The organism is Actinomadura graeca, from assembly GCF_019175365.1.
GTDB lineage: Bacteria > Actinomycetota > Actinomycetes > Streptosporangiales > Streptosporangiaceae > Spirillospora > Spirillospora graeca.
Map to the genome: position 1 here is coordinate 7,043,683 of NZ_CP059572.1, position 11,590 is coordinate 7,055,272.

General features: G+C 74.2%; 11 protein-coding genes and 3 tRNA genes. 12 read left to right on the forward strand and 2 right to left on the reverse strand.

The window, feature by feature from the left end; translation table 11 throughout:
* Positions 1–50: 50 nt before the first annotated feature.
* From AGRA3207_RS39985 to AGRA3207_RS31285, 8 genes are all read left to right on the forward strand, one after another.
* Entirely contained in the window at positions 51–1,346 is a 1,296-nt protein-coding gene (locus tag AGRA3207_RS39985) for a cellulose binding domain-containing protein (RefSeq protein ID WP_273699963.1), read from the forward strand.
* 53 nt (positions 1,347–1,399) lie between these two features.
* Positions 1,400–2,164, forward strand: coding sequence for a fumarylacetoacetate hydrolase family protein (locus AGRA3207_RS31255; protein ID WP_231330721.1), 765 nt, complete (start codon positions 1,400–1,402; stop codon positions 2,162–2,164).
* Between the two features lie 60 nt (positions 2,165–2,224).
* A complete protein-coding gene (locus AGRA3207_RS31260; RefSeq protein ID WP_231330722.1) occupies positions 2,225–2,860 on the forward strand; it encodes a DUF2461 domain-containing protein in 636 nt (211 codons plus the stop codon).
* 185 nt (positions 2,861–3,045) lie between these two features.
* Positions 3,046–3,117: transfer RNA gene (locus tag AGRA3207_RS31265), tRNA-Gln, on the forward strand.
* Between the two features lie 22 nt (positions 3,118–3,139).
* Positions 3,140–3,212, forward strand: a tRNA-Glu gene (locus AGRA3207_RS31270).
* Positions 3,213–3,360: 148 nt separating this feature from the next.
* Positions 3,361–3,433 (forward strand) — tRNA-Glu (locus AGRA3207_RS31275).
* Between the two features lie 82 nt (positions 3,434–3,515).
* Entirely contained in the window at positions 3,516–4,364 is an 849-nt protein-coding gene (locus AGRA3207_RS31280; protein ID WP_231330723.1) for an alpha/beta fold hydrolase, read from the forward strand.
* 417 nt (positions 4,365–4,781) lie between these two features.
* On the forward strand, positions 4,782–5,723 hold the full coding sequence (locus AGRA3207_RS31285) for an SLAC1 family transporter (RefSeq protein ID WP_231330724.1): 942 nt from the start codon (positions 4,782–4,784) through the stop codon (positions 5,721–5,723).
* 59 nt (positions 5,724–5,782) lie between these two features.
* Here AGRA3207_RS31285 and AGRA3207_RS31290 read toward each other — a convergent pair whose 3' ends face one another.
* Both AGRA3207_RS31290 and AGRA3207_RS31295 read right to left on the reverse strand, forming a co-directional pair.
* Positions 5,783–7,843 carry an MMPL family transporter gene (locus tag AGRA3207_RS31290; protein WP_231330725.1) on the reverse strand — a complete coding sequence of 687 codons (2,061 nt, stop codon included), beginning with the start codon at positions 7,841–7,843 and terminating at the stop codon, positions 5,783–5,785.
* A gap of 114 nt (positions 7,844–7,957) precedes the next feature.
* On the reverse strand, positions 7,958–8,542 hold the full coding sequence (locus AGRA3207_RS31295) for an ArsR/SmtB family transcription factor (protein WP_231330726.1): 585 nt from the start codon (positions 8,540–8,542) through the stop codon (positions 7,958–7,960).
* A 207-nt stretch (positions 8,543–8,749) separates the two neighbouring features.
* Here AGRA3207_RS31295 and AGRA3207_RS31300 point away from each other — a divergent pair, with 207 nt between their 5' ends.
* From AGRA3207_RS31300 to AGRA3207_RS31315, 4 genes are read left to right on the forward strand one after another with little or no spacing between them, the layout of a single operon-like run.
* Positions 8,750–9,196 carry a helix-turn-helix domain-containing protein gene (locus AGRA3207_RS31300; protein ID WP_231330727.1) on the forward strand — a complete coding sequence of 149 codons (447 nt, stop codon included), beginning with the start codon at positions 8,750–8,752 and terminating at the stop codon, positions 9,194–9,196.
* Between the two features lie 60 nt (positions 9,197–9,256).
* The gene (locus tag AGRA3207_RS31305; RefSeq protein WP_231330728.1) at positions 9,257–9,604 is read left to right on the forward strand and encodes an NADH-quinone oxidoreductase subunit A; all 348 of its coding nucleotides are present in this window, start codon (positions 9,257–9,259) and stop codon (positions 9,602–9,604) included.
* The gene (locus AGRA3207_RS31310; protein ID WP_231330729.1) at positions 9,595–10,653 is read left to right on the forward strand and encodes a hypothetical protein; all 1,059 of its coding nucleotides are present in this window, start codon (positions 9,595–9,597) and stop codon (positions 10,651–10,653) included. Before AGRA3207_RS31305 ends, AGRA3207_RS31310 begins: the two co-directional genes overlap by 10 nt.
* Positions 10,646–11,536 (forward strand): complex I subunit 1 family protein, encoded by an 891-nt coding sequence (locus AGRA3207_RS31315; RefSeq protein WP_231330730.1) that lies wholly within the window; start codon positions 10,646–10,648, stop codon positions 11,534–11,536. Before AGRA3207_RS31310 ends, AGRA3207_RS31315 begins: the two co-directional genes overlap by 8 nt.
* Positions 11,537–11,590 lie beyond the last annotated feature (54 nt).

Here is an 11,590-nt window from a genome sequence, read left to right on the forward strand (position 1 = left end):
GCTTTCCGTCGTCGGACTCCATGAGATCGACGACTGCGGAAGGTGACCAGTTGAGCGGCGAGGAGCCCGGGTACGTCCCCCCGGACCACAGGACCACCGCCGAGTTCGCCGCGCCCGGCGGCACCACCCCCGGCGCGGGCGCGACCTCCGTCGACGGGCCGGCGGACCCGAACGCGACGTCCCGGGACCTCCCGTCCGACGACATCGCGGACGACCCCACCGACGACCTTCCGCCCGCCACGGTCACCGATTTCGCCGGGCCGCCGCCGGTCACGATGACCGACCCCGAGCCGGCCCCGGCGACGCTGACGGACCCCGAGAAGGCCCCGGCGACCCTGACCGACCCCGAGGAGGCCCTCGCGACGTCGGCGGACGCCGGAAAGGCCCCGACGACGCTGACCGACGCCGTCGTCGAGTCCCCGGCATCACCGGACGACTCGTCCACGGTGGAGTCGCCGCGCCCCGCGGCCGCCGGGGCTCCGTCGGTGCCCGCGGCGGGAACGTTCCCCTGGACGGCGCAGTTCGGCGCCGAGGAGGAGCGCCCGCCCGCGCCGCCCGCGCCGCCGGTCCCTCTCCCGGCCGCGGCCGCGATGCGCTCGCCCGCGCCCCCACCGCCCCCCTCGCCGTCTCCGGCACCGCCCGCGGCCGCTCCGCCGAACCAGGTGACGGCCCCGGCCTCACCGGTCTCCCTCCCGCCGGTCGCGTCCCCGGACGGCGGGACCCGGTCCCGCCGTCGCGGCCCGCTGCTCGCCGCCGCAGGCGCCGCCGCCGTGCTCATCGTCATCGGGGTCGTCGGCGCGGCGCTGCTCATGGGCGGCGGCTCCGGCGGGAAGGACGCCGCGTCCGCGACACCCTCGGCCGGGGCGTCGGGGGTGCCGACCGGCGCCTCCTCACCGGCCCCCACCGGCGGTCCGGGCGGCGGGCCGACCGGACCGGCGACGCCCGCCCCGTCCGGCGCGCCGGTCGCGACGCCCCCCGGGGCGCCGCCCGGAGGGACCACTCCAGCGGTGCCCGCCACCCCGGCCGGACCCGTGCTGACCGGGAACGGCATCACCTACCGGCTCGTCCAGCAGGACGAGGGCTACTACGAGGGCAGCCTGGTCATCACCAACCGGACCGGACGGCCCATGACCACGTGGCGCCTCACGTTCGACGCGCCGTCGGCCGACGTCAAGAACATCTGGGGCGCCAGGCTCGTCCGCGGCGGCGGCAGGGCCGAGATCGAGAACCTGCCGGGTGCCGCCGCGATCCCGCCGGGCGGCACCTGGGAGGTCCGTTTCGGCGCCGAAGGGACGGCGGCGACGCCGGAGCGGTGCCGGATCAACGGCCGCGCCTGCGGTTTCTGACCGGCCTCCACGGCGCGGGAAACCCGCCGCCGACGCGGCGCTAGGCTTCTGACATGCGTATCGCCAGGTTCGCCACGGACGAGGGCATGTCCTTCGGAGTGGTGGAGGAGAACACCGTCGCCGCGGTCGCGGCCCATCCGTTCGGGGAGCTGACCTTCACCGGGCAGCGCCTCCCGCTCGCCGACGTCCGGCTGCTGGCGCCGATCCTGCCGAGCAAGGTCATCGCGATCGGCAAGAACTACGCGGAGCACGCCCGCGAGATGGGCGCCGAACCGCCCGCCGAGCCGGTGCTCTTCGCCAAGCCCTCCACCGCCGTGATCGGGCCCGGAGAGGCCGTCGCCTACCCGCAGAAGCTGTCCGAGCGGGTGGACTACGAAGGCGAGCTGGCCCTCGTCATCGGCCGCATGTGCCGCGAGGTGCCCGCCTCCCGCGCCGCCGAGGTGATCCTCGGTTACACCTGCGCCAACGACGTCACCGCCCGCGACCTGCAGAAGAAGGACGGGCAGTGGACGCGGGCCAAGGGCTTCGACACCTTCTGCCCCCTCGGCCCCTGGATCGAGACCGAGGCCGACCCGTCCGACCTCGCGATCTCCACCACCGTCAACGGCGAGGCCCGCCAGGACGCGCGCACCTCCCAGCTGCTCCACGACGTCCCGGCGCTCGTCGAGTACGTCAGCCAGGTCATGACGCTGCTGCCCGGCGACGTGATCCTCACCGGCACCCCCGCCGGGGTCGGCCCCCTGGAGATCGGCGACGAGGTGACCGTGACCGTCGAGGGCGTCGGCTCCCTCACCAACCGCGTCGTCGCCCGGGAGTGACGGGCGGCCTGTCGTACGGCGTCCCTAAGCTGGGAGGGGCGCCGCACGAAGGGGGAGGTCATGACGTTCACCGGTTTCACCAGTGAGACCTTCGAGTTCTATGAGGGCCTCCTGGCCGACAACAGCAAGTCCTACTGGACGGCCCACAAGGACACCTACGAACAGCACGTGCGCGGGCCCATGACGGACCTGTGCGCCGAGCTCGAAGAGGAGTTCGGCACGGCCAAGCTGTTCCGCCCCTACCGCGACGTGCGGTTCAGCAAGGACAAGACCCCCTACAAGGCGCATCAGGGCGCTCACATCAGCGGTGGGTTCTACGTCCAGGTCGACGCCGACGGCCTCATGGTCGCCGGCGGCATGTACGCGCCCACGCCCGAGCAGCTCCGCCGCTACCGCGCCGCCGTCGACTCCAGCGCCTCCGGCAAGGAGCTCCAGGCCATCGTCGACGACCTCCGCTCGTCCGGGATGGAGATCGCGGGCGACCGGCTCAAGACCCGCCCGCGCGGCACCCCCGCGGACCATCCCCGCCTCGACCTGCTGCGGCACCGCTCCCTGTACGCCCACCAAGGCTGGCCCGCCGATCCGTGGATGCAGACCCCCGAGGTCCTGTCACGCGTCCGCGAGTCGTGGCGGCGCCTCCGCCCGCTCGTCGACTGGGGGAACGAGCACATCGGCCCGGCCGAGTCCACCCGCTGACGTCCCCGCGGCCTTCCGCCGGCCGCGCCCGGCGGGGCTCGCCGCCCCCTCCCGACCGCCCTCACCTCGGGCGTCGGGACCGTCCGCGTGAACCTCGGGAATCGTTTTGGCGCAGGTCCCCGGGTCCTGTATTCTCCTTGAGGCGCGAGCGACCGGCCGGAGACGGCCAGAGCTCCGTACCACACTGGGGTATGGTGTAATCGGCAGCACGAGTGATTCTGGTTCACTTAGTCTAGGTTCGAGTCCTGGTACCCCAGCTGCGTCCATTCTTATGGACACGCCCCCGTCGTCTAGTGGCCTAGGACGCCGCCCTCTCAAGGCGGTAACGGCGGTTCGAATCCGCTCGGGGGTACACGGCACGCAGTTTCCAGCCCCGTTCACCGTCAATGGTGACCGGGGCTTTTCCGTCCCGCCGATATCGGGAATCCGGTTCGAGGCGCGGGCCGGGTTCCGGTAGGCTGGGCGAGGCCCGAGCGGGAGATCGCGAAGGCCGCAGTCCGGCCCCCGTCGTCTAGTGGCCTAGGACGCCGCCCTCTCAAGGCGGTAACGGCGGTTCGAATCCGCTCGGGGGTACCTTTCGCGCCACACGACCCGATGCCGGGATGTCCCCGAGGTCCGGGTCGAGCCGCACCGAGGCCATCACTACGCTGAGCCGATGGTCATCGAGACCGATCTGGAACTGGACGACGGCCGGACCCTGCACGTCTACGACACCGGCGCGGGCGCCGCCGGGCGCCTCACCGTCTTCTGGCATCACGGCACACCGAACATCGGCGCGCCCCCCGCACCCCTGTTCCCGGCCGCCGCCCGTCTCGGTGTCCGCTGGGTGTCCCATGACCGGCCGGGATACGGCGGCTCCACGCCGCTCCCCGGCCGGGACGTGGCGTCCGCCGCCGCCGACGTCTCCCGCGTCGCCGACGCGCTGGGCATCGGGCGGTTCGCGGTCATGGGCCATTCCGGCGGAGGCCCGCACGCCCTCGCCTGTGGGACGCTGCTGGCCGACCGGGTCGTGGGCGTGGTCGCCATCGCCGGCCCCGCGCCGTTCCACGCGGAGGGCCTCGACTGGTACGAGGGGATGGGGGCGGCGTCCGCCGCGTCCCTGCGCGCCGCGGCGGGCGGACGCGCGGAGAAGGAACGTCACGAGGCGTCCGCCCGATTCGACCCGGAGATGTTCACCCCGGCGGACCACGACGCGCTCGCCGGAGCGTGGTCCTGGCTGAACGACGTCGTCGGACCGGCGGTCGAGGCCGGTCCGGCGGCGCTCATCGACGACGACCTCGCCTACGTCGCCCCCTGGGGGTTCGACCCCGCCCGCATGAGCGTCCCCGCCCTCTTCCTGCACGGGGCGCGTGACCGCATCGTGCCGAGCGCGCACGGCGCATGGCTCGCCTCGCGATGCGGTCCCGCGGAGTTGCGGCTCTCTCCGGAAGACGGGCACATCTCCATCCTGAACTCCGCCGAAGCGGCCCTGGAATGGCTCGCTACACGTGACGCGGCAAGCTGAGGGCGGCGGCGAGCAGGCCCCCAGCGAACAGCGTCCCCGCTGAGAGCGGCAGGCGCGCTCGTGACCTCGGGCGATCCGGACGGCGGCCGGGCTCGCGACCATCATGACAAGGGCGACCGGCAGCAGAATCAGCCCGGCCTCGGGCGCCGACGAACCGAAATGCGCCGCGAGCTGGCCGCCTGCCCCGGGCTGGCGGAGATAGTGACGACCCGCGCGCAGCACGGCCCTGGCGCGCTGCGCAAGGTGGAGCCGACCTCGGCATCCTCGCCGACGCGGGCCTGGACGAGCGCCGGTCCGCCCGCCCCCATGTGCGCGATCAGCGGTGGCGGGGACGGCCTCCGATACGGACTGCCACGCCGGTGGAAAGGGCGTGACCGCTCCTCGCCAACACCGCCGCGACACGGTAGTAGAAAGGCGGTGGACAGCCGAGCGACCGGACGCGCCGCCCAGCCCTGGGGCGCGCAGGTCATGGCCACCGGCATCGTCTCGCTGGGCCTGCGTCTCGCCGGGTTCCTCTGGGCCGCGCGTGGCCTGCTGGTGATCACCGCGGCGTTGTGGCTGGTCCTGGCGGTGACGTTCTGCGGGCTGCTGCTCGACGGCGCCCGCAGGGAGGAGCTGGCCGCCCCCGCCGTGCTGACGAGCGTGGCGGGTACCGGCGTCCTCGGCAACGGCATCGCGCTGACCGGCCATTCCGCGGCGGCCGCGGTCCTCCTCACCGTCACCGCGGTTCTTTGGCTGCTGCTCCTGCCGCGGGTGCTGCGCCGTCTCGGGCGGAGCCTGCCGGGGGCGGCGTACCTGGTGACGGTCGCGACGCAGTCGGTGGCCGGGCTCGCGGCGGCGCTGGCCGTCCCGCTGTCGGCGCCCTGGCTCACCTGGGCGGCGGGCGTGCTGCTCGCCGCGGGCCTCGCCCTGTACGCGCTGGTGCTCTCCCGCTTCGATCTCGGCCAGCTCCACCGGGGCGCGGGCGACCACTGGGTGGTGGCCGGAAGCCTGTCGATCTCCGCTCTGGCCTGCGCCCGGCTGGCCGCCGCGACCGGCCGCCCGGAACCGCTGACGTGGCTGACGCTGGCGATCCTGGCCGCGGCGCTCTCCTGGTACGCGGTGCTGGCCGTCCTGGAGGTCGTGCGCCCGCGTCCCCGCTACGACCCGCGCCGCTGGTCCACGGTCTTCCCGCTCGGCATGACGGCGGTGAGCGCGATGACGGCCGCGACGGTCTGCGCCGTCCCGTGGCTCAGGCCGGTCGGCGAGGCCCTCCTCTGCCCCGCCGTGCTCGCCTGGCTGATCGTCGCGTCCGGTGCCGTCCGCCGTGCGTCCGGACGGCCCCGGTCCCGGCGTCCCGGCCCCGTTCCGGTCGACTAGGGGCCGGACGGCCGTGGACGCGTGCGGGCCCCGGCCGGCCGGCCGGGGCCCGCACGCCGTCAGTGGTGGGCGACCTCGCGGGGGCGGGCGTGGGCGGAGGGGGTGCGGGACAGGCTGCCCGGCCACCAGAAGCGGCGGCCGGTGTCGAGGGCCAGGGCGGGCACGATGACCGAGCGGACGAGGAAGGTGTCCAGCAGGACGCCGAGGGCGACCAGGACCCCGATCTGCACCATCATCGTGATGGGCATGACCGCGAGGACGCCGAAGGTGCTGGCCAGGACGACCCCGGCGCTGGAGATGACGCCGCCGGTGAGGCCGAGGGCGCGCAGCGTGCCGGTGCGGTGGTCGGAGAGGGCGACCTCCTCGCGGACGCGGGAGACGAGGAACAGGTTGTAGTCGACGCCCAGGGCGACCATGAACAGGAAGCCCATGAGGGCCAGCTGGGTGTCCAGGGCGGGGAAGCCGAACGCGTACCGGAACAGCAGCCAGCCGCCGCCGAGCGCCGCGAAGTAGGACGCGACGACGGTGGCGATGATCAGGAGCGGGGCGACCAGCGCGCGGAGCAGGACCATGAGGATCAGCAGGACGACGCCGAGGACGAGCGGGATCACGACGCGGCGGTCGTGGGCCTGGGCCTCGTCCAGGTCGAGTTCACCGGCGGCGCCCGCGCCGACGTTCGCGTGCGGGACGGCCGCGCGGATCCGCTTGACGGCGTCTCTGGCGGCCTCGTTGTCGGGCGGCGCGGTGAGCACGACGTCCGTCCTGGTGAGGCGGCCGTCGGTGCTGGGCTGGGGCGTCCCGACGTCGGCGACCCCTGGGACGTTCCGCAGTGCGGCGGTGACCGGTGAGTCGGAGACGACCTGGATCGGGCGGGTCCGGTCGCCGGGGTAGTGCGCGTTCAGGAGCCGCTCGCCGACGGCGGAGGCGGGCGTGGTGGTGAGGAAGTGCTCGCGGTCCAGCCCGGTGCTGATGCCGAGCGCCCCGGCCGCGAGACCGGCGAGGACGGCCGTCCCGGCGATCCAGACGAGCCGGGGACGGGCGGCGACGCGGCGTCCGACGCGGTCCCAGACGCCGCCCCCGGCCGGCGGCGCGTCGCCGTGGCGCGGGATGCGGGGCCAGAAGATCCAGCGGCCGAAGATCACCAGCAGGGCGGGCAGCAGGGACATGACCACGACGAGGCCGCCGAGCACGCCGATCGCGCCGATCGGGCCGAGCGCGTAGTTGAAGCCCATCTTCGCCGCGAGCAGGCACAGCAGGCCGAGGCACACGGTGGCGGCGGAGGCGATGACCGGGGCGGCGGCGCGCCGGAGGGCGACGCGCATCGCCTCGTGCCGGTCGGCGTGGCGGCGGAGCTCCTCGCGGTAGCGGGCGAGCAGGAGCAGCGCGTAGTCGGTGGTGATGCCGAAGACCAGCGCGTTGAGGATGGCGGACATGCCGTCCGCGACGTAGAGGCCGGCGTGCTCGGCCAGGAGGTAGACGGCGGCGCTGGTGACCTGGAGGGAGATCGCCGCGTTCACCAGCGGCAGCAGCCACAGGAGCGGGCTGCGGTAGGTGATGAGCAGGACGGCGGTGACCAGGACCATCGTGATGACCAGCAGCAGCTTGTCGATCTTCTCGAAGGCGTCGCCGACGTCGAGCGCGGAACCGGCGGGGCCGGTGAGGCGGACCCGCAGTCCCGGCGGCGCGTCCCGCTCGACCCGGTCGCGGATCCTCCCGGCGTTCTCGGAGAGGTCGTCGCCGTCCGGCAGCGGGATGGTCAGCATCAGCGCCCGTCCGTCGCGGGACGGGACGGCCGGGGCGATCCGGCCCTCGGCGACGGGGGCCAGGGCGCGGCGGTCGGCTTCGGCGCGCGCGCGGTCGGCGGCGGTGATCCCGGAGTCGCGGACGTAGGCGACGATGCCCGGTGCCATCTGGCCACCCGCGAAACGCGGCGTCAGCTCCTCGACCTTCGTGGACTGGGCTCCGCGTGGAAGCTCGGCGGTGGACCTGCCCTCGACCACGTCCGACAGCTTCCCCGCCAGGGGGACGGCCAGGACGACGATCGCGATCCAGAGCAGCAGGACCGCCCATTTGGTGAGGCGCCCTGTGGGCAGCGCGGCGAGTTTGCGTGAGAGCAGCACGAGGTGCTCTCCTTTCCGTGGAGGTGTCGTGTCGCGGTGAGCACGCCGGAAGGCGTGGTGATGCGGGGCTTCCGCCCGCCCGGGCCGCCGGGCTGCCACCCGGCGGCCCGGGCCTCAGTCGGCCGGGTCGTCCTCCTCGCGGGTCTCGGGGAACGCCAGGAACCTGACGAGGAGGGTGCGCGCGTCCGGCGGCGGGTCGCCGTCGGCCCGCTTGTAGCGGTACAGCAGCGCGATGTAGTCCTCGAAGAAGGGACGGACCTGGTCCATCGTCAGGGTGACGCTGGAGAAGGAGAACAGCAGCGCGTCCGCCCAGTCGCCGAGGCCGTCGCGGGCCCGCTGGAACCGGGCGAGCTGTTCCATCTCGGTCGCGAACTCCAGCCGGGTGAGCTCCTCCACCGCCTCGCGCATCCGCGGCGACTGCTCGCTGTAGCGGGGGAGACGCCGGTCGCCGGGGACGGTGCGCCACCAGCGTTCCCGGCCGCGTCCGAGCTCGGGGACCTCCTCGATGAAGCCGTGCTTGGCGAGCTGGCGCAGGTGGTAGCTCGTCGCGCCGGTGCTCTGGCCGAGCGCGCGGGCGAGCGTGGTGGACGAGACCGGGCCGTCCCGCATGATCTCGGCGATCCGCTGCCGCAGCGGGTGGGCGAGGAGCCGCACCTGGCGCGGGTCGGTGAGCTCCTCGGGAGGAGGCTGGTCCGTCATGAGCAGGACGCTATGGCGTGCAAAGAGCCTTTGCAACGGTTGTTGGCAAGGTTCACCGGACGGGGTGAGGGTGTGCCTTCCCGCACGACCTGAGAGGGAGCGGCGGGCTCACTCCGGGGGCCGAGAAGTGTTCCCGTGTCCATGGCTGACGGGCGCGACGGCGGTCAATTAAAATCATTCGGCAGTCCGAGGAGGGAAGGGGACCAGGTGGGCACCGTTCAGGAGACCTCGCCAGGCGCGTCGCTCGCGGAGAGGGTCGAGTGGCTGATCCGCAATCTGTGGCCCGCGGACGCCGAGCCGCCCCGCAACAACGTGGAGACGGCCGGCGCGATCGCGCGCGCCACCGGCGAGGACATCTCGTCCACCACGGTCTGGAAGCTGCGCACCGGCCGCCAGGAGAACCCCCAGCTCAAGACCCTCACCGCGCTCGCCACGTTCTTCGGGGTGCCGATCGGCTACTTCGGCTTCGCGGGCGAGGCGCGCCCGATCGACGACGACCTCACGCTCCAGGCGCTGCGCCGCGAGGTGGAACAGGGCCTCATCCGCCCGGAGGTGCTGCGCGCCCTGGTCGACCTGTCGCCGGAGGCCCGCTGGATCGTGGACGAGATGATCCTCGGCGCCGCCGCGGCCGACCGGAACCGCCGCGTGATCTAGCCGGAATGGCGGGGCCGTTTCCGGGGAGGAGGTGCACGTAGCCGCCACCGGGAGGGGACGATGCCGCCGTATGCCGTGATCCTCTCGGTGCTCGGCCTGGTGGGGGCCGTGATCGCCGGGATCTACGCCGTCTCGTGGCTGGCGGCGCCTCCGGGGACGGTGGACGCGGGGCCCTTCCTGTCCGGCGCCCGGCCCGCCGAGCACGCCCTGTCGCGCTTCCACGTCCGCTGGTACGCGGTGAGCATGCTCTTCCTCGCCTTCGACATGGAGATGGTCTTCATGTACCCGTGGGCGCTCGTCGTCGCGTCCGTGGGGGCGAAGGCGGTGGTGGAGATGTTCGTCTTCCTCGGGCTGCTCCTGGTCGGCGTCCTCTACGCGTGGCGGGAGGGCGCGCTGCGGTGGGCCTGAGGGAGCGGCTCGCGGCGGACCGCCCGTTCGTGGTCACGGCGGCGGACGGGACGCGGGACCGGCTCGCGGTCGAGGCCGATCTCCGGGCCCGCGGCCGCCGCCAGGCGCTCTCTCCCGTGGAGACCGGCCACCTGGTGGTCTGCGGGGAACCCGGCGCGGCGCTGGGCGAGGCCATCGAGACGGTGTGGCGGGACATGCCGGAGCCTCGCGTCCGCGTCGGCCGCCCGCCTCGGAGCGCCCCGCCCCCTCGTGACGACGTCGCCATGGCCGACCGCGCGGACGACCGCGACGGGCTGCGGCTCGACGTGCTCCACCTGCCGCTCGGCCCCGTCCTGGCGCACTGGCCCGCGGGACTGAGGCTGGACCTGGCGGTGCAGGGCGACGTCATCCAGAGCGCGGGCGTCACCCTGGTCGACACCGCGAGCGGCTCGTTCTGGGACGAGCCGTGGCGGAACGGGGACGGCGGCGGCGCCGAACGGCGGCGCGCGGCGTCCCATCTCGACAGCATCGCGCGGTTCCTGCACGTGGCGGGCTGGCCGGTCGCGGCGGCGCGGGCGGCCGAGCTGCGTGACGCGGCCCTCGGCGGAGTCGCGGACGAGACGCTCTTGTCCAGGTTCGTCCCCTTCGCTCGGCGGGTGGGGCGGTCGCGGGCCCTGCGCTGGATGACACGCGGACTCGGCGTCCTGACATCGGACGAGGTGGAGCGGCACGGGGCGGGCGGCCCCGCACTGCGCCACCCGGGCGACGTGAAGGACCGCCTGGACGGATGGCTTGTCGAGACCGGCAGTGCTCTGGAAAGGGCCGTTTCGGGGGGTGTGGGGGGTCGTCCCCCCACGAGAGGTAGGTCCGTTTCGGGGGGTGTGGGGGGTCGTCTCCTTGGAAGAGGCCGCTCTGGGCGGGTGGCCGGGGACGAGGGGCCTCGCGGGAGGGTCGGCGCGGCGTCCGGTCAGGCGCTGGCGGGGCTCCTGCCCGCGCTGGTCGAGGGCACCGACCTGGCGGCGGCCCGGCTGATCGTCGCCAGCCTCGACCCGGATCTCGCCGATGGTTGAGGTGCTGGCGCTCGGCGTCCTCGCGCTCGCGGCCGCGTCGCTGGACGCGGTGCTCGCGGACGGCCGGTCCGGGCCGGGCGTGCGGGCCGCCGCCGCGCCCCTGCGGGAGGCCGGGAGGCTGCTGGCGCAGCAGCGCCGGACCACCTGGAGGGCCGACCGCCTCCTGGCGCGGACGGGGGTGGTCTCGCTGCCGGTGGCGGCCGCGCTCGCGGCGGTGGTGGTCCCGCTAGGCGACCGCGCGGCGGCGGACCTGCCGGTGGGGATCGTGTGGTTCAACGCGATGGAGGTCGTGGCCTGGGCGTCGGTGTGGCTTGCGGGGTGGGGGGCGAACTCGGCGTTCGCGCTGGTGGGCGGGTACCGCTTCCTCGCCCAGGGGCTCGCCTACGAGCTGCCGCACATGCTCGCGCTGATCACGGCCGCGCTGGCCGCGCATTCGCTGGACCCACGCGGGATCGCCGCCGCGCAGGAGGGCCTCTGGTTCGTCGTCTGGATGCCGGTCGCGTTCGCCGTCTACCTGCTGTCGGTGCCGGCCATGGCCTTCTGGGGGCCGCTCGCGCACCCGGTCGGGGCCGACCTCGCCGGGGGAGCCATGGCGGAGCTGTCCGGCCCGGACCGGCTGGTGCTCTCCGCCGGCCGGTACGGGCTGCTGACGGTGGCGGCGGCGGTCGCGGTGCCGCTGTTCCTCGGAGGCGGCGCGGGCCCGCTGCTGCCGGCCCCGCTGTGGTCGCTGGTGAAGACGTGCGCGGTCCTGGCGCTGCTGGTGTGGGTGCGGCGGCGCGTGCCGGTCCTGCGCATGGACCGGTTCATGGAGGCGGCGTGGACGGTGCTCATCCCGGCCGTCCTGCTCCAGATGCTCGTGGTCGGGATCGTCGTCGTGAGTTAGAAGGGGACAAACGGGGCGGGACGGGCGGGAAGGGATATGGCCGGGAGGGGGAAC